Raw genomic sequence first — 22,246 nt, forward strand, 5'->3', positions numbered from 1 at the left:
TTTGTGACGCTTGAGACGATCGATGTGGTGATCATTGTTGGTTATGCAGTTGCGTTGCTTGGGATAGCCTTGGCGGTGAGCCGGGAGCCTAAGGGGCGGGATAAGAACACCGAGGATTACTTTTTGGCCGGGCGGGCTTTGCCGTGGTGGGCAATCGGTGCCTCGCTGATTGCATCGAACATCTCAGCTGAACAGATTATTGGCCAGTCGGGTCAGGGCTTTGCCGTGGGCATGGCGATTGCGGCCTATGAATGGCAGGCGGCGCTGGTCCTGATCATCGTTGCAAAATACTTCCTACCGATCTTTTTGAAGCGGCGCATTTATACGATGCCGCAATTCCTCGAGCAGCGCTATGGCGGCGGCGTGAAGACGCTGATGAGCGTGTTCTGGGTCGCGCTGTACACTGCGGTGAACCTTACAACGGTGCTGTGGTTGGGCGGCCTTGCGGTGGAAAGCCTGACGGGGTGGAGCGTGCTTGCCTCCATGGCGGCACTGGCGGCCTTTGCGGCGCTGTACTCGCTTTATGGCGGGCTTAAAGCCGTGGCGCTGACGGACATCATCCAGGTGGTCATCCTGATCCTGGGCGGCTTTGCGATCACATGGTTTGCATTGGACGCTCTGCCTGCGGATGGCGCGCTGGGCGGGCTGGGTTATCTGATGGGTGAGATGCCGGGCCACTTTGAGATGATCCTGGAGCCTGAGCATCCTGCCTATAGCAATCTGCCGGGTATCTGGACGCTGCTGGGCGGGCTGTGGGTGCTGCACTTCAGCTATTGGGGGTTCAACCAATACATCATCCAGCGCGCGCTTGGCGCAGAAAACCTGGGCGAGGCGCAAAAGGGTTTGGCCTTTGCTGCGTTCCTAAAACTGGTGGTGCCGTTTATCGTTGTGATCCCTGGGATTGCTGCGGTTATTCTGGCTCAGCAAGGCGCGCTTGATGGCACGGCTCTGGCAGAGCGTTCAGACCGCACCTATGGCGAGCTGATGGGCTTTGCCCCTGCTGGCCTGCGCGGTCTTGTGTTTGCGGCATTAATCGCGGCGGTGGTCAGCTCGCTGGCTTCGATGATGAACTCGATCTCAACGATCTTCACAATGGACCTCTATCGCAGCGTCAAACCGGAAGAGAGCGAGCGGCATTATGTGACTGTCGGCCGTGTGGCTGCCTTTACCGCTATGGCGCTGGCACTGGTTCTGGCTCAGCCGTTCCTGGGCGGGTTTGAAAGCGCGTTCCAAACGGTTCAGGAATACACTGGCTATATCGCGCCGGGCATTGTGATCGTGTTCCTGCTTGGCTTCTTTGACAAGCGTGCCAATGCAGCCGGCGCCTTTACCGCGCTGATCGGATCGGTTGCGCTCAACATTATCGTCAACGCGGCGCTGCCCGATCTGCCATTTGTGGTGCGGATCTGGATCGTGTTCCTGGTTGGCCTGGTTGCAGCAGCTGTCGTCTCACGCATGACGGCGGCGCCTGATGAAGAGCAGACTGTGAAGCTGGGCGACATCGCCTTCGCCACCAGCGCGCTGTTCAACACGCTGGCAACCATCACCATCGCTATCCTCATCGGTCTCTACGCATACCTCTGGTAAGCGTGGAGGTCAGATAGCTCGCATTCGAGATTGCGACGGCAGCCACTCACCATAGGGCAAAAATAAATCGCCCACTTGCCGCAACGTCACCCCTTTTCAGTCCTTCGCAGTGATGCCACTGTCACTTGCGTGGGACCGATCAGGAGTGAGAGAGCATGAATCTGGAGTTTAGCCCCGAAGAGCTGGCATTTCGCGACGAAGTGCGTGCCTTCATCGAAGAGAATTATCCCAAGCAGTTAGAAGGCCTGTCACAGCGAGACGATCTCGATCCAGAGGACATGGTCGCTTGGCACAAAATCCTCGGAGAAAAGGGCTGGTCCGTGCCGGCTTGGCCTACGGAATATGGCGGGACCGGATGGTCCCCGACGCAGCGCTATATCTGGTCGGAAGAAAACGCGCGGGTAAACGCGGTTATGCCTTTGCCGTTTGGCGTATCCATGGTTGGTCCCGTGATCTATTCCTTCGGCAATGAAGAGCAGAAGGCTCAGCATCTGCCCGGCATTCGCAGCGGCGATGTGTGGTGGTGCCAGGGCTACTCAGAGCCAGGTGCTGGTTCGGACCTCGCCTCGCTGAAGACCACCGCAGTGCGCGATGGCAATCACTATGTGATTAATGGGCAGAAAACCTGGACGACCCTGGCTCAACACGCCGATTGGGGATTCTTCCTGTGCCGCACCGATCCGGATGCGGCAAAGCCGCAGCAAGGCATCAGCTTCATTCTGGTTGATATGAAATCGCCGGGCATTGAAGTGCGTCCGATCAAGCTGATCGACGGCGGATATGAGGTCAATGAGACCTGGCTAACCGATGTTCGAGTGCCGGTCGAAAACCTCGTTGGGCAAGAAAACATGGGCTGGACCTATGCCAAATTCCTGCTCGCGCATGAGCGCAGCGGAATTGCTGGTGTTGCCCGCTCCAAACGCGGTATTGAGCAGCTGCGCGATATCGCCAAGTCAGAGCAGATGGACGGCGCGCCGCTGATGAGTGATTTTGATTTCGCGCGTAAAGTCAGCCAGCTTGAGATTGACCTTTCCGCACTGGAAATCACCGAGTTGCGCACGCTGGCCGGTGAACAGGCGGGCAAGGGCCCCGGTCCAGAAAGCTCGATCCTAAAGATCAAGGGTACGGAAATTCAGCAGCGCTTGACCGAACTCACTTTGGAGGCAGTCGGCCATTATGGCACCCCGTTCTATCCGAGCGTTTCCGATGCAGGATCGAACGAATATCCGGTGGGCCCGGCCTATGCGGAACATTCCGCTGCGAGCTATTTCAATATGCGCAAAACCTCGATCTACGGGGGATCGAACGAGATCCAGCGCAACATTATCACCAAGATGATCCTGGGCCTTTAAGGCCTCAGGACACGCGGGAGACATTACGTGGATTTCAACTTCACTGAAGAACAAGACATGGTGCGCGACAGCCTGACCCGGCTGGTGCGCGAGAATTACGATTGGGAAACGCGGCAGAAAGCGATCACCAGCGACAGCGGCTGGCAGCCAGAGATCTGGGCGCAGCTGGCTGAGCTGGGCTTGCTCGGAATGCCATTTGCTGAGGCTGATGGCGGCTTTGGCGGCGGTGCGGTTGATGCCATGATCGTGATGGAAGAATTCGGCAAAGGCCTGGTCGTGGAACCGTTTGTTCCAACCGTGGTTTGCGCTGGCGGATTCCTGAAGCAGGCTGGCACGGATGCGCAAAAGGAAGAGCACATTGGCGGGATCGTCGATGGCAGCCGCATCTTTGCCTTTGCATATGCAGAGCCGCGCGGGCGCTATGATTATGCGAACCTGGAGACGACGGCGAAGAAGGACGGCTCTGGTTATGTCCTTAACGGGCATAAGGCGGTCGTGATCGGCGCGCCTTGGGCGACGCATCTGGTTGTCACTGCGCGCACATCAGGCGAGCGGACCGACCGTGAGGGTGTCTCCGTATTTGTAATCGAGAAGAACGCCGATGGCGTGGTCACGCGCGATTATGCAACGGTTGATGGCCGCCGCGCATCAGAGGTGTTCTTTGAAAACGCCAGCATCCCGGTCGAGGCTTTAATCGGCGAAGAGGGAAATGGCCTGCCGCTGATCGAACTTGTCACCGACGAGGCGATCGCTGCGCAATGCGCTGAGGCTTGCGGCGCAATGAAAGTCGCGCATGCCATGACGGTGGAATATTCGCGTCAGCGTAAGCAGTTTGGCGTGCCAATCGGCTCGTTCCAAGTTCTGCAACACCGCATGGTCGATATGTTCACCGAATATGAACAGGCGGTTTCGATGACTTATCTGGCGACGCTGAAGCTTGATGCGGATGAGAGGGAGCGCAAGCTCGCCGTTTCAGCCGCCAAGGTGCGGATTGGCCAAGCGGCGCATCATATCGGCCAGGAAGCGATACAGATCCACGGCGGCAACGGCATGACCGACGAATATGCGATCGGGCACTATTTCAAACGCCTGACGATCTTCGACAATGAGTTTGGCAATGTCGATCATCACATGAAACGGCACGTTGCGCTCGCCAACGCTTAAACAAAGGGCAGATTGCCGAGAAAGAACGGGGGCTCTACGCAGCAGCGCAGAGCCCCTTTCTCGTTTGGTTTAGGCTTCTCTTAGGCCATAAAGCCAAGGTCGGACTGAGCAAACCGGCCAATGTTCGGCGCGATTGATGGCAGTTCTGAATTCTCCACGCCAAACCAGCGCGCCAGGGTTGAGGAATATTCGTCAACCGAGACAGTCGGCAACAGGCGGCCGCGGCCCACCTGGTCGTCGCTCTCGACGGACACCTGAGGTGCGGTGCCATAGAAGCGTCCGCCATTGACGCCGCCACCAACGATGAAGTGGTGGCTGCCCCAGCCATGGTCTGAACCGTCGCCATTGGAGGCGAGCGTCCGGCCAAAGTCGGATGCGGTGAACGTCGTCACCTGATCCTGGATGCCCAGATCGAGCGTTGCCTGATAAAACGCATCGAGCGCGAAATCGACCTGGCTGAGCAGACCTTCATGATTGCCGATCAGGCCATCATGATTGTCAAACCCGCCCATGCCGACCAAGAAAACCTGGCGCGTGACGCCCAATCGGTTCCGTGCAGCAATCAGCCGGGCCACGACCGACAATTGCGCAGCGAGCCGGTTGTTCTGGCCAAAATCGGTCGTGACTGTCGTGTTTTCCAACGCCTCAGCAATGAAACCGCCATATTCAATCGAGCGGGCATTCACCATTGAATAGTCCGCCTCAAGAACATTACCATTGCTGCTCTTAAGGATGCTGTCCAATGCCGCGGAGGCTGACTGCGAGCGATAAACCCGACCGCGTTCAAGCCCGCGGAACTGGGTCGCGCCATTGTTGGAAATCTTATACGGCACGGCATCTTCACCGGTCATAAAAACCGCGTTATCGGCTGCATTTATCAACGTGAACATGGAGTTGGTGTTGCTTGACTGGGCTAGGTCACCCATTCTACCGCCCCAGCCAGAGGTTGACCCCTCCGGCTGTGAACTTTGCCAGGTTGATTGCTGGTCATTGTGGGAAAAGAGCTTGGCCGGTCGTGGAAATTGCGAATTATTGTCGCTTTCGAATTGCGCTTTCGTCAAAGGAACGATCAGCGGGCCAACGTTAAGGAGTGGTGCCATCGCACCTTGATCAAAGCGCGCCTTCAAGCGCGGCATTGAGGGTGCGAGCGCATAACGAATGTCGTCTGTTAGCGTCTGATTGCCGGTGGGATTGAGCACGGTGGCCGACAGGTTTGAACGTGGCAGAGCGATCCCGCCGCCCGCATCGCCTTGACCGCCGCGAATGGCGGCATAGCGATTGTAGTTCGTCTGATCGAACGGGATCAGCGTGTTGCCATGGTCGTTGCCACCATAAAGGAACACGCACACAAGTGCTTTATACCCGCCGGCGGATGAAAACGCTGCGGCCTCACCAATCCCGGCAAGGCCCAGCGCATAAGATGATGCCACGCCTGCCCCTGCAAGCTGGCTAGAGCGGCGCATGAAGGCGCGGCGTGAAAGTTCATTTCCTTTGCCAATATACATGATGCTGCCCTTATTTCTGGATGAGGTAGTCGTTCGACGCCATGATCAGCAGGATCGCGAGATGGATCCGGCTGAGCTTGGTTTCGTCATCGCTGGTGGCGGTGACCGTGATTTCGTCGAGTACGGGAAGGATCAATGAGCGTGTGTTCTCGCTTAGCTGACCCGCTGTCAGCAGCAGGTCGAGCCGATCCAGCAGAGCTGTGCTGTCATCAGCAATCGCGAGCTCATCAGTGTATTGCGGTTGAATATCGCGTGACCAGAACACCGAGCCATCGATCACTCGCTCCATCTGATTGACGTAACCAGCGACTGAGGTCTCATTGACCAGTTGAAATTCTGGTGCGAGCAAATTTCGCTCGGCAGCCTGCGATCCTGCCGGAACATAGCCTGGGCGGAAGAAGTTAAAGACCGACGGCGATCTCAAAGGCGACTGGCCGATCCGATTGACTGTGTCGGACGTGTTGCTCACCTCGTAATTTCCTGAAACCGACTGCGCCCCAAAGGTGCGTGCCCACTGGGCATAGCGCAGCATAGGCTCGCGCAATTTGCCGAAGTTGGCATTGGTGATGTTGGTGTTGGAAAGCGCTTCATCGTCGAGCAAGATCGCTTTGAACACAGCGCGAAGATCACCGCGTGTGCCGTTGCCATTGTCATTGAAGACGGAGGCCACCCGATCGACATAGGCTGGCGAGGGATTGCTGGTCACCAAACGCTGAATCATTTGCTTGCCGAAAAATGGCCCGACATTGGGATGGTTGAACAGGGTGTCGAGCGCAATGCGCAGCGATTCCTCTGCCCCCGTATTGGGCGCGATCGTAATACCGAGGAAGGCTTTCTCAGCGTCGGAATGAAACGACTCGTTCCTTGGAAAGCGCCATTTTGATGGGTCGGCTGTCATTGGCTGACGGGTGTAGTCCGGATCGGGAATATCGAACCCGCCGCCCTGCGCATCAGGTGTAAGGCCAATTCCGGTGTAATCGTAGTCGTAGCCTGTAAAAACTTTCGAGATGCCGGTGACATCTTCGTTTGTGTACGTCTCAATCGGTTCGCCGCCGCTGGTGCGAACGGTGCCGTCATTATTGAGCTCAAACAGGCCAATCGTGAACAATTGCATGATTTCACGACCGAAGTTTTCATCCGGGACGCGGCCAGAATTGGGGTCAGCTTTGCGGTTGCCGAGCGTGTTGAGGAAAATTCCCATCGACGGGTTGAGCGTGACTTCTTCTAGCAGATTGCGAAAATTGCCAAACGCGTTGCGGTTGAGAATGTCCCAATATTCGCCGATTGCGAGCGCACGCCAAGTGTTGTTGATGCTGTTTAGAGAGACAACAAAAAACTCAGACATCGCTAAGGCTGCGCGTTTGCGAACGCTGCTGCCCCCTTGCAACAATTGGGCCCAGAGCATGTTATCGCCAATGGTTGAGTTGAAATAGTACCGCTCAGTGGTGACTTGATCATATCCGCGGTCGGCGAAAAACTGTCGGGCGGTTTGATCATTGCTACGGTTCATCTGGCTGTCCAGCCAAGGCTCAAAGCCATCGGAACGCAGCGCTGAAATCTCTGCAGTGGAGGCCGAGAGGGATGCTTGAAGCAGGAAGCGTGATGCCTCATCGTCTGTCTGCGGAGTGACAACAGCAACAGGCGGAGGGGTGCCGCCGCCCGTTGGGGGAGCGCCGCCAGCGGTTGAGCCGCCTCCACCGCTGCCACCGCCGCCGCCACACGCAGCCGTCGCAACAGCAAGTGCAGATACCGCCGTGCCTTTAGATATTGCGGGGATTAGGCTGGTTTCGCCTGCCTCAGGCATTGGCGGACTGGCTGTCTCCGCTTCTGGGCGCACTGGCGCCTCAAGCAGCTCATCACTCATACTGGAATTCCTCCCAAGGTACCGCCGAAATGGCGGGTAATGTTGCAACTGGACAGATCGCTATCACCAGCGATGAAACCAGTTCCTAATCATAAAGGCTAACGCGGTTTTCATGACTTCAGATGCGAAGCTTTACGCAAGATGTCCGAACAGGCCGTAACTTGTCACTAGGCCAAAGGTTCGCCTCATCGCGCTTGCTGCACCACACGGCTTATCAAGAGAGATGAGTGGTAAGCATCTGGCAAGAAATGAGTTTTTTGTCGGCGCGACACGTTTGTGAGGTGTTTTGACTAACCTGAGACTAACGCAATCTGGCGTGCGATGAGCCGAGTTTTGCTGCGGTCTGCTGGTTTTTTGCGCGAGTTATACGCTGGCGATCCTGCCCTGCGAACGGCCTGCATGGCTGACCGAAGTTTGAAAAACAAACAGAATGCATGGCTAACTATAAACTAACTACGTGTTTTGTACTTGCTCGCGTTAGGACTTTTGTAATCAGATTGGCCCGACTTAACGTAATTTTACAACTTCCCACCCCTGTTTGCTGGTGCCAAACCTGTTTCACTATGATACTGTTTTAGCTATAAAGTAATAATTGTTCTGCGATGTGTTGCTTCGATTTAGGGGCGAAATTGCGAATATGGGGTCAGGTCGCGCATGACAAAAAAACAGGCAACAAGTCGTCACATTCTGGCGCTTGAACCACGGATGATGTTCGATGGTGCGGGGGTGGTGACGGCTATCACTGCCGACATTGGTCCGATGGCTGTCGTGCCTGGCGGATATGCTTTTAACGAGGCGAGTGTTGCGCCGGTCAATCTCGACATACGCAGCGACATCTCCTCAAGGGCTGGCGATGTCTCTGGCTCAAACCTCACGGCTCAGCCATTAGGGTTCTTGTCCGGTGGTCGGTCCGAAATTGGGGCTGAGTTGCATCCGCAAATTGAAGTCGATGATGAGGCGCGCGAAGGCGGCACACAGCGCGCCCTTATTGATGCGATGCGCGATGACCAGGCGACTGCAATGTTTGGCATGGAGCGTGCGCTGGCAGATGGTTTTTTTGCAGAACCATTTGAAGAAGCGAATACGGACGCCGCTAGCGAAACTCCCAATGATTTCATTTTTATCAACACTGATGTCGAAAACTATGAGCAGCTAGCGGAGATCTGGGAGGGTCGCGGCACAATCGTGTTCATCGACAGTAACAGCGACGGTGTCGATCAGGTGCTCGCTGCGCTGGCTGGCGTAAGCGATATTGGCGCAATCCACATAGTCAGTCACGGCGAGGACGGTCTGTTCTGGTTGGGTGACACTCTGATTGATAATGAGTCGCTCAATGGCGAACTCGCCTCGGCCTTTGCATCGATTGGTTCGAAGCTGTCAGCCGATGGCGACATCCTTATTTATGGCTGTGACGTCGGTGACGATGCAGAAGGTCAGGCCCTGCTTAGTAGTCTCGCGGCGATCACAGGCGCGGATATTGCGGCGTCGATTGACGATACAGGCAGCATTTCTCGCGGCGGTGACTGGACACTCGAAAACCGCCTTGGTGTGGTTGAAACTGCGTCGCTTGTGGCCCGCGAATGGGGTGGTTTGCTGGCGCCGACCAATATTTCTGCTCCGGCAGATTCGCTTACGGTGCGCGACAACAACGGGAATATAATAGCGCAAGGGGCGACGGGTTTTGCTTTTGTCGGTCGGTTCTCGAATCCTGTCCCGGAAGGTGGAACAGCCACTTGGGCAAATGTGGGGACGCTAAACGGTCAGTCAATTAGCATCCGGGCTACAGTGGTCGACTTGGGTAATGGCGATGCGGTCAGGTTTGAGCGCCCTGGGGTGCTTAGCGATGACCCGACATTGTTGCTCGACGCAGGTGGTCCAACGACCGAAAATGCCACCGTGGTGATCCAATGGGATGTATTTTTTACGGCGACAGGTGCGCCAGCTGAGATCGATGTTTCATATACGGTTGCCGATATTGATGGGGTTGGTAACCAGCCGCGCAGCCGCGAATTTGTGACGGTTGATACAGATACCCTCTCCTCGTTCGAGGCAGCCAACGGATCGCGTGTTCTGTTTGATACAACGGTGCCGGGAGAGGTGACCGCCTCAGGTTCGAGGAATGAGGGTGGCGGGGTCCCATCGGCTGCGCGCTTCAACTGGTTGGATACCAGCAGCTTCACCATCACTTACAATCTTGTTCCAACCGCGGCAGGCCTTGCTGGCTTTAGCCACGATGGTGATCTTGATTTTGATCTTGGCACTGGCGGGACCACGGTTTCAATTCCGCGGCTTGATCTGGATGGCAATGATAGTGCGGCCAGCGGATCAGCTTACACAAACACTTACGTTGAAAATGGCGCCGGCGTGTCAATTGTCGACAATGATGTTGATGTGCAGAACCCGAATGGATCAGTGCGCGGCGCAACCGTCACTTTGACCAATGCGGAAGCTGGTGATGAGTTGCTCGTCAATGGTTCCAATGCGGCTTCTGGATCTTTGGGTGGCGGGCTCAGCTACACTCGCACTGCTACTGAGATCATCATTACCGGAAATGGCAGCGCTAACTCCTATGAAAACGCGCTGCAGGCGATAACATTCCTGACGGCGGGGGAGCGTCCGGTCGAGACGCCTCGCACAATTGATATCAGTTTCGAAAACGCTTCATTGGGCTCGAATGTGGCCACGGCAACGATCAATGTTGTAGAGGTCAATGATCCGCCGACTGCGGTCAATGACACGCAGATAACGACCGATGAGGATACCCCGGTCAACAATATCAACGTGCTGGGCAATGATAGCGATGGCGATGGCGATCCACTGACCGTGATCAGCGCCAATGCCAACAATGGCAGCGTGACGATTAACCCTGATGGTACGCTGAATTATACGCCAAATGCGGAGTTTAGCGGCACGGACACCATCACTTACACTATCAGTGATGGCCGCGGCGGAACATCCACCGCGACCGTTCCGATTGTGATCGATCCGGTTAATGACAATCCGACCACCAATGGCAATCTGCCGCCGCAAACCAACATTGATGCGCAGCAGGGCATCTTCGTCAATGCAGCCAGTGGTTTCAGTGATGTTGAGGACCCTAATGGCCTGACTTTCAGTGCAACCGGCCTACCGGCTGGGCTTTCGATTGATCCCAATACCGGATTTATCACGGGCAATATTGATAACTCTGCGAGCCAGGGCGGCTCTGGCGGGGTGTATAATGTCGCCGTGACTGCCACTGATTCCGGCGGTCTGACAGCGACTCAGAACTTCAGCTGGACCGTCACCAACCCAGCACCTCAGGCCAATAATGACGGTGGTTCCACCCTAGAAGATACGCCAGTTACCTTTGACGTATTGGCCAATGATCAAGACCCCGATGGCGACGATATCAGCGTCGCCTCGGCTAGCGCGCCGAACGGCAGCGTGGTCATCAATGCAGACGGTACGATCACATATACGCCGAATGCCAATTTCAGCGGCCCCGAGACGATCACCTATACCATCAGTGATGGAGAGGGTGGCACAAGCACGGCCACCGTCAGCGTCTTTGTGAATGCGCAGAATGATGATCCGGTCGCTGTTGGTTCGTTGCCGCCGCAAGTGAACGATGATGCTGATGCCGGCATTAGTGTGGATACTTCGGGCGGTTTTGATGACGTCGACAGCGCCAATCTGACCTATTCGGCAACTGGCCTTCCGCCGGGGCTTAGCATCAACGCCGCGACCGGTGAGATTACCGGCACGATTGACAACTCAGCGAGCCAAGGCGGCACGGCTGGCGTTTACAATGTTACCGTCTCCGCGACGGACAATATGGGCGGAACGCCAGCCACCCAAAGCTTCAGCTGGACGGTTAGCAATCCTGCGCCGATGGCAGCCAATGATACGGCCACCACCGACGAAGACACGCCGGTCGACATCCTGGTTCTGGCCAATGACAATGATCCCGATGGCGATGATCTTAGCGTTGTTTCGGGCAGCGCGCCGAATGGCACGGTTGTGGTCAACGCAGACGGCACGATCACTTACACGCCGAATGCGGATTTCAACGGCACGGACACCATCACCTATACGATTAGCGATGGCGAAGGCGGCACCTCGCAGGCGACCGTCACGGTCACCGTGGGTGCGGTCAACGATCCGCCTGTTCCCGTTGGAACATTGCCAGCGCAGACCAGTCTCGACGCGGATGGCGGGATCTCTGTGGCGACCGCTGGCGGCTTTGCTGACAGCGATGATGCCACCCTCGTCTACAGCGCGGCTGGCCTGCCGCCAGGTCTGTCGATTGATAGCGCCACGGGCGAGATCACCGGCACGATAGATAATTCTGCGAGCGTTGGCGGCACCGGCGGTGTTTACAATGTCACCGTTACCGCGACCGATCCATTGGGCGAAAGCGCGGATCAGGACTTCACGTGGACGGTCACCAACCCTGCGCCCGTTGCAGTGGATGATACCGCCAGCACCACTGAAGATACGCCAGTTCTGATCGATGTCTTGCCGAACGACAGCGATCCTGATGGTGATGTGCTCACTGTAATCTCAGCGTTTTCGTCTGTCGGGCAGGCCACGCTGGTCGGCAATCAGATCAACTTTGTTCCACCTGCCAATTTCAACGGTACGGCGACCATCACCTATACCATCAGCGATGGCGAAGGTGGCACGTCAGAGGCAACCGTTACGGTCACGGTTGATCCGGTCAATGACGATCCAGATCTCGATGCCGATCCCGCCAGTTGACGTTGTTGATGGTGAGGTGGTTTCTGTCCCTGTTGCGGGCGCATTCAGCGACGTTGACGGCGACACGTTGGCCTTTAGCGCGGCTGATCTGCCGCCGGGCCTGACGATTGACCCTGATACAGGTGTTATCTCTGGTACGATCACGCCGGATGCCAGCCAGACCAATGGCGGCGTTTACACCGCGACCATCACCGTTGATGACGGTATGGGCGGCACCACCACCGAGACGATCACGTTCAATGTAGCGAACCCTCCCCCAGAGGCGATGAACGACAACGCCACGACCGATGAGGATGTGCCGGTCACCATCGATGTGCTGGGCAATGATAATGATCCGGACGGCGATCCGTTAACGGTGACATCGGCTGATGCGCAAAACGGGACCACTGTGATCAACCCCGATGGCACGGTCACCTACACACCAAATCCGGGCTTCAATGGCACGGACACGATCACCTACGAGATTTCGGACGGCAATGGCGGCACGTCGATTGCGACCGTCACAATTGTGGTCAACGACATTAACGATACGCCAGTGGTTAGTGGCTCGATCGGTGATCAGACCAATCTTGATGCACAAGACATCAATCTGCCAGTCGCGGGCGCGTTCACTGATCCTGACGGCGATGCGCTGAGCTTTACGGCCACCGGCCTGCCTGCGGGTCTGACGATTGATCCCGATACGGGCGTGATTTCTGGCACGATTGATAACAGTGCGAGCCAGGTCAATGGCGGCAGCTACAGCGTCACGGTGACTGCCGATGATGGACGTGGTGGTACCATCTCACAGAGCTTCACCTGGGACGTTGCAAACCCTGCGCCGATAGCGGCGAATGATGCAGTAACGACCGACGAAGATACGCCGGTCAATGTCGATGTGCTTGCCAATGATGTTGATCCCGACGGTGATGATCTAACGGTGACAGAGGCCGAGGCGGGCAATGGCACGGTCACGATCAATCCCGATGGCACTTTGGTCTACACGCCCAACCCAGATTTCAATGGTACAGACACAATTGTCTACACCATTGACGATGGCGAAGGCGGCGTCTCAACGGCCAGCGTTGATGTAACCGTCACTCCTGTCAATGATGGGCCGACAACTGTCGGACTGCCCAATCAAAGCGGTGAAGACAGCCAGACTGTATCCATCCCAACGGCAAGCGCGTTTAACGACGTTGATGGCGATGTCCTGACATTTAGTGCGGATGGTTTGCCGCCGGCACTGTCGATCGATCCGGATACTGGCGTGATCTCTGGCACCTTGGCCTCGGACAGCTCGCAAAATGGCCCGTTCGTGGTGACTGTGACCGCGACCGATCCGTCGGGTGAAGAGGTCAGCACGACCTTCATCTACTCGATCCAAAACGTTCCACCTATCGCGCAAAATGACACTGCGACCACCCCGGAAGATACGCCGGTAACTGTGGCGGTTCTGGCCAATGACAGCGATCCGGATGGTGATGCGCTGACCATTACCAGCGCGAGCTCTGATAATGGCACGGTTGTCGTCAATCCTGACGGCACGGTTACATTCACGCCAGACCCCGATTTCAACGGTGAGGCGAATGTTACCTACACCGTCAGCGATGGCCAAGGCGGGGTTGCGACTGCAACACTGACCGTCACGGTTACGGCCGAGAACGACGCCCCTGTTGCAGTTGATATCCCTGACGTCACCAATGAAGACAATCAGTCGGTTTCCATTGCAACCGAGAGTTTCTTTAGCGACGTCGATGGCGATGATCTGACGATCACAGCCGCAGGCTTGCCTCCGGGCCTTTCGATCGATCCAGCGACTGGCATCATCTCCGGTACACTCGACATTGATGCGAGCCAGGGCAGCCCATACACAGTCACGCTGACCGCAGATGACGGCAATGGCGGCACAGTGTCGCAAGACTTCGTCTGGACGGTCACCAACCCGGCGCCAACTGCCGTCAATGACAATGCGAGCGTTGATGAAGACAGCAGCGTCAATGTCGATGTGCTCGGCAATGACAATGATCCCGATGGCGATCCACTAACCGTTACTGGCGCGACCGCGCCCAATGGCACAGTGGTGATCGAGGCCGATGGCACGCTGACTTACACGCCAAACCCTGATTTCAACGGCGAAGACACGATCACTTACACGATTGATGATGGCAATGGCGGCACCTCAACCGCCGCGGTTGTTGTCACCGTCAATCCGGTGAATGATGATCCGGTGGCCGTGGACGATGCGGTCACAACCGATGAAGACACGCCGGTCACCATCGGCGTGCTGGGCAATGATAGTGATGTTGATGGCGATGATCTGACCGTCACCAGTGCGACATCGCCCGATGGGACGGTTACGATCAATCCAGACGGAACGCTGGAATTCACCCCTGACCCGAATTTCAATGGCACGACCACAATTTCTTACGAGATTTCGGACGGCAATGGCGGCACGGCCACCGCGACTGTCACCGTTACTGTCAATCCGATCAACGATCCGCCGGTTGCCAATCCCGATGCGGCCACCACAGACGAGGACACTCCGGTCAATGTGCCGCTGATCGGCAATGACACCGATGCCGATGGTGACGCGCTGACTGTGACAGCTGCAACAGCGGCGAACGGTACGGTTGTGATCAACCCGGATGGCAGCGTCGACTACACGCCCAACCCCGATTTTAACGGCACTGATACAATCACTTACACGATCAGTGATGGCAATGGCGGGTTCTCAACCTCAACCGCCACGATAACGGTGAACCCGGTCAATGATGATCCAGTGGCGGCTCCTATCGCGCCACAAACCAATGATGACAGCACTCCTGTCATGCTCGATGTCAGCGGTAATTTCTCCGATGTTGATGGCGATGATCTAACGTTCAGCGCCACCGGTCTGCCGCCTGGCCTCAGCATTGATGCCGACGGCAATATCACTGGCACGCTTGATCCAGACGCCTCGCAAGGCGGCCCAGCAGGCGACGGTGTCTACGAAGTGACCGTGACGGCCGATGATGGCAATGGTGGTACGGTCGACACTACCTTCACCTGGACGGTAAACAACCCGCCGCCAGAGGCCGTGGATGACACCGCGACAACCGATGAAGACACGCCGGTCAACATCCCAATTCTCGCCAATGATAGCGATCCGGACGGCGATCCGCTGACGGTAACGGCGGCGGATGCTGCCAATGGCACGGTTGTGATCGAGGCTGATGGCACAGTTACTTACACGCCGAACCCCGATTTTAACGGCACCGATACAATCACCTACACAATCAGTGATGGTAATGGCGGAACCTCCACTGCGACCGTGACTGTCACGGTTGATCCAGTGAACGACGATCCGGTTGTTACGCCGATTGCGCCGCAAGACAACATTGACAGCGCGGATGTATCGCTGCCGACGGCGGGCAATTTCAGCGATGTCGATGGGGACACGCTCACCTTCAGCGCCAGCGGCCTGCCAGCGGGCCTCTCGATCGATCCCGATACGGGCGAGATCACCGGAACGATTGATGCGGATGCCAGCCAAGGCGGCCCGGCGGGTGACGGTATCTATTCCGTCACTGTGACGGCTGACGATGGCAATGGCGGCACGGTCGAGACGACCTTTGCCTGGACCGTCACCAACCCGCCACCAGAGGCGGTGGATGACGCGGCGACGACTGATGAAGACACTCCGGTCAACATTCCGGTGCTGGCGAATGACAATGACCCAGACGGTGATCCGCTGACGGTCACTTCGGCCACTGCGCCAAACGGTACGGTTGTGATCGAGGCTGATGGAACGGTCACTTATACGCCGAATGCGGACTTCAACGGCACCGATACGATCACCTACACCATCAGTGATGGTAATGGTGGCACTTCGACCGCGACGGTCACGGTAACAGTCGATCCGGTGAATGATGATCCGGTCGTTGACACGCCGCTCGCCAATCTCGCCAATATCGACAGCGCGACTGTGAATGTTCCGGTTGCGGGCAACTTCAGCGATGTCGATGGTGATATGCTGACCTTTACGGCGGCAGGCCTGCCTCCAGGTCTCAGCATTGATGCGGCCGGTAATATCACCGGCACGATTGATCCATCTGCGTCGCAAGGCGGGCCAGCGGGCGATGGCATTTACACCGTCACTGTTACGGCGGACGATGGCAATGGCGGCACTGTCACCAGCAGCTTTGCATGGACCGTAACCAATCCTCCGCCAGTGGCCGTGGATGACGCAGTAAACACGCCAGAGGACACGCCGGTCAATATCGACGTGCTCGCCAACGACAACGATCCCGATGGCGATGCGCTGACGGTGACATCGGCAATCGCGCCAAACGGTACGGTCGTGATCGAAGCCGATGGCACGGTCACTTACACCCCAAATGAGGACTTCAACGGCACCGATACGATCACCTACACCATCAGCGATGGGGAGGGCGGCACGACGACCGCAACAGTCACCGTCACGGTTGATCCAGTGAATGATGATCCGGTGGCTGATCCGCAGCTGACCAATCAGACTGATGATGATGCCGATGTCATCTCGCTCGATGTGTCTGGCAATTTCTCCGACGTTGATGGTGATACGCTCACGTTCACCGCCACCGGCCTGCCAGGCGGGTTATCGATTGACGCCAATGGTTTGATCACCGGTACGTTGGATGCGGACGCATCGCAGGGCGGACCGGCAAGTAATGGCCTCTACACCGTCACCGTCACCGCCGATGATGGCGCTGGCGGCACGACGACCTCGACCTTCGTGTGGACCGTTAACAATCCGCCGCCAGTCGCGGCGCCTGATACGGCAAGCACGACTGAGGATACCCCAGTCAATGTTGCGGTTCTGGCGAATGACAATGATCCGGACGGCGATACGCTGACCGTAACAGAGGCGAATGCCGCCAATGGCAGCGTTCTGATCAATGCCGATGGCACGATCACCTACACGCCGGATGCGAATTTCAATGGTACTGACACGGTGATCTACACGATCAGCGATGGCGAGGGTGGAACCTCAACCTCCACCGTGACGATCACGGTTGGCGCGGTGAATGACGACCCAGTAACTGTTGGCCTGCCAGACCTGACCGATGGCAATAACGAGGCGATCAACGTGCCTCTTGCCCCGGCGTTTAGCGATGCGGAAGGCGACACGCTCACCTTCTCGGCTATGGGCCTGCCAGATGGTCTGTCAATTGATCCGGCCACGGGTGCGGTCACTGGCACCACCACTGGCACAGCCTCGAGTGGCGGACCATTAGGTGATGGCGTCTACACAGTCACGATCACCGCCGATGATGGCAATGGTGGAAGCGTCAGCACGACCTTCACCTGGACGATCAACAATGAGCCACCAACGGCCGTCAACGACAGCTTCGTCGGTACGGAAGACACCCCGCAGGTGCTTGACGTGCTGGCCAATGACAATGATCCTGATGCCGATCCGATGACTCCGATCGTCGTGATCGATGCACAGGCGACCAATGGCACCGCTGTAGTCAATGCAGATGGAACGATCACCTTTACGCCGGACCCCGATTTCAACGGCACGGCGACCGTTACCTATACGATTGAAGATGCGAACGGCGATCCAGCGACCGCGATTGCGACCATCGTTATCGCACCAGAAAATGACGCACCTGCTGCGACACCGCTGCCCGATCGCGGCGATGAAGACGGCGATGCTGTTTCAATCGACGCAGGCGCCCTGTTCTCTGACATTGAAGGCGATACGCTGACATTCAGCGCCACCGATCTGCCAGCAGGCCTGACGATCGATTCTGCCACTGGCGTTATCAGCGGGACGATTGATCCCGATGCCAGCCAGGTGAACAATGGTATCTATCAGACGACCATTACCGCCGATGATGGTAATGGTGGCACGACCGATGTGACCTTTGTCTGGACCGTTACCAACCCGGGTCCGACAGCCGTGGATGATACTGCATCGACCATGGAAGACACACCGATCCCTGCGATTGACGTGCTCGGCAATGATAATGACCCGGATGGCGATACGCTGACCGTGGTTTCTGCCAGTGCGCCAAACGGCACGGTTGTGATCAACGCTGATGGTACCTTGGCCTATACGCCGGATCCCGACTTTAACGGCACCGATACGATCACCTATCAGATCACCGATGGTCAGGGCGGCACATCCACAGCCATCGTTACAGTGACGGTTGGCGCGGATAATGACGATCCAACCGCGCCGCCTCTGCCCGCGATCATCAATGATGACGCCGATGTCATTGCTTTGGATCTCTCGCCAGGTTTTGCAGATGTCGATGGTGATCCGCTGACCTTTACGGCGACTGGCCTGCCTCCAGGCCTCAGCATCGATGCAGCGGGCAATGTCACAGGCACCATTGATCCGGACGCTTCGCAAGGCGGGCCGAACGGCGATGGTATTTACGAAGTCACAGTGACCGCTGATGATGGCAATGGCGGCACCGTTGATGTCACCTTCACTTGGACCGTTGGCAACCCAGCGCCGCTCGCGGCGGATGACACGGCGACGACCGACGAGGACACGCCGGTTAACATTCCTGTTCTGGGCAATGACAATGATCCAGACGGCGATCCGCTGACCGTCACTTCGGCCAGCGCGCCGAATGGCACTGTTGTGATCGAGGCCGATGGCACGGTCACTTACACGCCGAATGAAGACTTCAACGGCACCGATACGATCACTTACGAGATTTCGGATGGCAATGGCGGCACATCGACCGCGATAGTCACCGTTACCGTTAATCCGATCAATGATGATCCGGATGTGACGCCGATTGCTCCGCGTGAGAATGTCGATAGCGCAGTTGTAAGCGTGCCGACCGCTGGCAATTTCAACGATGTCGATGGCGATACTCTGACATTTGCAGCGACGGGCCTGCCCACCGGGCTCACGATTGATCCGGCCACAGGCGTTATTTCTGGTACGATTGATCCATCTGCCTCGATTGGTGGGCCGAATGGTGATGGCGTCTACGAAGTCACGGTGACTGCCGATGATGGTAATGGCGGCACCACGCCCACCACCTTTAACTGGACGGTGACCAATCCAGTGCCAGTTGCGGTGAACGACACCGCGAGCACTACGGAAGATACGCCGACCAATATCGATGTGCTGGGCAATGACAGCGATCCTGATGGCGATCCACTGACTGTGGTTACTGCCTCTGCGGCGAATGGTACGGTCACGATCCTGCCTGACGGCACGATTGATTACACGCCGAACCCGGATTTCAACGGTACGGACACGATCTCTTACACGATCAGCGACGGCAATGGCGGCACGGCTTCGGCTCTCGTCACCGTAACGGTTGATCCAGAGAATGATCCGCCAGTGGCCGTTAATGACACCGCCACCACCGATGAAGACACGCCGGTCACAATCCCGTTGCTGGGCAATGACACCGACGTGGACGGCGATGATCTGACTGTGACAGATGCTACCGCGCCAAACGGCACGGTTACGATCAACCCAGATGGCACGGTGACTTACACGCCGGATCCCGATTTCAACGGGACCGACACGATCACTTACACCATTGATGATGGCAATGGCGGCACCGACACGGCAACAATCACGGTTGTTGTTGCGCCGGTCAATGACGCGCCGATCGCGGCGCCTGACACCGCGGATACGGATGAGGACACGCCTGTCACCATCCCGGTCCTCGCCAATGACAGTGATGTTGATGGCGATCCGCTGACGGTTACTGATGCGACCTCGCCCGATGGCACGGTCACTATCAATCCAGATGGTACCATCACCTTCGTGCCGAATCCTGACTTCAACGGGCCGGCCACCATCACCTATACCATTGATGATGGTATGGGCGGCACCGCAACCTCGACTGTCACGGTCAATGTGGCGCCGGTCAACGATCCGCCTGTTGCAGAGGATGACACAGCCACAACCGAGGAAGATACGCCGGTCACCGTGCCTGTGCTCACCAATGATAGTGACGCTGATGGCGATCCGCTGACCATTACGGAGGCAACCGCGCCAAACGGTACGGTTGTGATCAACCCGGATGGCACGGTCACCTACACGCCGAACCCGAACTTCAACGGTACCGATGTGATCACTTACACCGTGTCTGATGGCAACGGCGGCTTTGACACGGCGACGCTAACGGTCACGGTTGATCCGGTGAACGATGTGCCGGTGGCCGAAGATGACACGGCAAGCGGAACTGAGGACGAGCCGCTCACGATACCTGTACTCGCCAATGACAGCGATGCAGATGGCGATCCGCTGACGGTGATGGCGGCGACCTCACCAGATGGCACGGTCACGATCAATCCGGATGGCACCATCACCTTCGTGCCGAACCCTGACTTCAACGGGCCGACCACCATCACCTATACCATTGATGATGGCATGGGCGGCACGGCAACGGCGACGGTCACAGTTGATATTGTCGCAGTGAACGATCCACCTGTGGGTGAGCCGGATACGGCAGTCACGGACGAAGACACGCCTGTTACCATTCCAGTGCTAGCCAACGATAATGACCCGGATGGCGATCCGTTGACGGTGGTCTCGGCCAATGCGCCCAATGGCACGGTCACGATCAATCCAGATGGCACGGTTACTTACACGCCAAACCCGAACTTCAACGGGACCGATACGATCACCTATCAGGTGAGCGATGGCATGGGCGGGTTTGACACGGTGACGGCAACCGTCACGGTCAATCCAGTCAATGATCCGCCGGTTGCGGCCAATGACGTGACCAGCGTGGACGAGGACAGTGAAGTCACCATTCCAGTGTTGGTCAATGACACCGATGCTGATGGTGATCCGCTGACCGTAACGAGTGCAACCGCAACCAACGGTACGGTCACGATCAATCCGGACGGCACGATCACATATGTGCCGAACCCGGATTTCTTCGGCCAGGATACGATCACGTACACCATCACCGATGGCAATGGCGGCACATCTACGGCGACCGTCGCGGTTGAGGTGATAAACACCAACGAGCCGCCGGTTGATGAACCTGAGGACGTGACCGTGATCAGCGGCACCGACACGATTATCAACGTGCTAGATAATGCCACCGATCCAGAGGGCGATCCGCTGGAAGTGGTAATTGCACTCGTCGACGTTGGTGAGGTGGTGATCAACCCAGACGGCACGCTCACATATTCAGCGCCGCCTGATTTCTTTGGCGAAGTAACGATCCGTTACTTCATCTCTGACGGTCAGGGCGGCTTTGTAGAGAGCTTCGCAACGATCACTGTGGTTGAGGCTGCGGCTGATATCGGCTTCCTGATCGGCAATGAGCCTACACCAGGCATTCCTGATGCTTATCCGGTTGACCGTGTGCTGGATCAAAGTGACGCCTTTATCACGACACCGCTAATCATCCTCGATACGGTCAATGATTTCCGCTCGCTTGGCGGCATGGGCACGCTCAACGTCGATCAGCCATTGCTGAGCGCCGTGAACGGTCTGCGCTCCTTGAACGGCATTGGCGGATTTGATGCCAATGGCAGTCCGATTGACGATGTGGTTGGTTATATCGATCATATCCGCGATCTGCGCTTTGGTGTGGACCGTCTGTTTGATCCACGCTTTGGCGACTTCCTGCCAGAGACGCTGACCGGCTTCTCCGTGCGGCAGCTCGATACGGGCAGCGATCAAGTCATGATCGAGAGCATTTCGCGCGACCGTGTGGTCTATGTCGAAATGCGCGATATTGGCGCGGACGATGCCCCTCGGATCACCGAATATCAGCTGGTGACGCGCGATGGTGCGCCGTTGCCTGATTGGATCCGGATGGATGCTCGCGGTTTGGCGATCATTGAACGTCCGGTTGATGCAGAGACGATCAGGCTGATTGTTCGCGCAATCCGGGCGGATGGAGAAGTGATTGAGATCCCTGTTATTATTCAGGGTGCAACCGGTGAAATACAGCTGGATGAGACGATTGCAGAAGCGGTGGCCAAGGCTGAAACACTTGATACGATGATGGCACGCGCCAGTGGCGAAGCCGATGACGAAGCAAGCAAACTGCTTGCAGCTTTTAGTTGAAAATAGAACG

Annotated in this window: 7 protein-coding genes; 5 read left to right on the plus strand and 2 right to left on the minus strand. The window is 56.9% G+C overall.

Annotated elements, in window-relative coordinates; translation table 11 throughout:
• Positions 1–3: 3 nt before the first annotated feature.
• The 3 genes from AC0V6O_RS04195 (at position 4) to AC0V6O_RS04205 (ending at position 4,103) form a co-directional block, all read left to right on the plus strand.
• On the plus strand, positions 4–1,587 hold the full coding sequence (locus AC0V6O_RS04195; protein WP_486141803.1) for a sodium:solute symporter family transporter: 1,584 nt from the start codon (positions 4–6) through the stop codon (positions 1,585–1,587).
• A 155-nt stretch (positions 1,588–1,742) separates the two neighbouring features.
• Positions 1,743–2,939, plus strand: a complete 1,197-nt coding sequence (locus AC0V6O_RS04200; protein WP_486141805.1) for an acyl-CoA dehydrogenase family protein — start codon at positions 1,743–1,745, stop codon at positions 2,937–2,939.
• A 27-nt stretch (positions 2,940–2,966) separates the two neighbouring features.
• The gene (locus AC0V6O_RS04205; RefSeq protein ID WP_486141807.1) at positions 2,967–4,103 is read left to right on the plus strand and encodes an acyl-CoA dehydrogenase family protein; all 1,137 of its coding nucleotides are present in this window, start codon (positions 2,967–2,969) and stop codon (positions 4,101–4,103) included.
• A gap of 80 nt (positions 4,104–4,183) precedes the next feature.
• Here AC0V6O_RS04205 and AC0V6O_RS04210 read toward each other — a convergent pair whose 3' ends face one another.
• Positions 4,184–5,608, minus strand: coding sequence for a DUF1501 domain-containing protein (locus tag AC0V6O_RS04210; RefSeq protein WP_486141809.1), 1,425 nt, complete (start codon positions 5,606–5,608; stop codon positions 4,184–4,186).
• A 10-nt stretch (positions 5,609–5,618) separates the two neighbouring features.
• The gene (locus AC0V6O_RS04215; protein WP_486141811.1) at positions 5,619–7,472 is read right to left on the minus strand and encodes a DUF1800 domain-containing protein; all 1,854 of its coding nucleotides are present in this window, start codon (positions 7,470–7,472) and stop codon (positions 5,619–5,621) included.
• A 654-nt stretch (positions 7,473–8,126) separates the two neighbouring features.
• Here AC0V6O_RS04215 and AC0V6O_RS04220 point away from each other — a divergent pair.
• Positions 8,127–12,215 carry an Ig-like domain-containing protein gene (locus AC0V6O_RS04220; RefSeq protein WP_486141813.1) on the plus strand — a complete coding sequence of 1,363 codons (4,089 nt, stop codon included), beginning with the start codon at positions 8,127–8,129 and terminating at the stop codon, positions 12,213–12,215.
• Positions 12,178–22,236 carry an Ig-like domain-containing protein gene (locus AC0V6O_RS04225; protein ID WP_486141815.1) on the plus strand — a complete coding sequence of 3,353 codons (10,059 nt, stop codon included), beginning with the start codon at positions 12,178–12,180 and terminating at the stop codon, positions 22,234–22,236. Before AC0V6O_RS04220 ends, AC0V6O_RS04225 begins: the two co-directional genes overlap by 38 nt.
• Positions 22,237–22,246: the final 10 nt, after the last annotated feature.

The organism is Erythrobacter sp. JB2-19, from assembly GCF_057365005.1.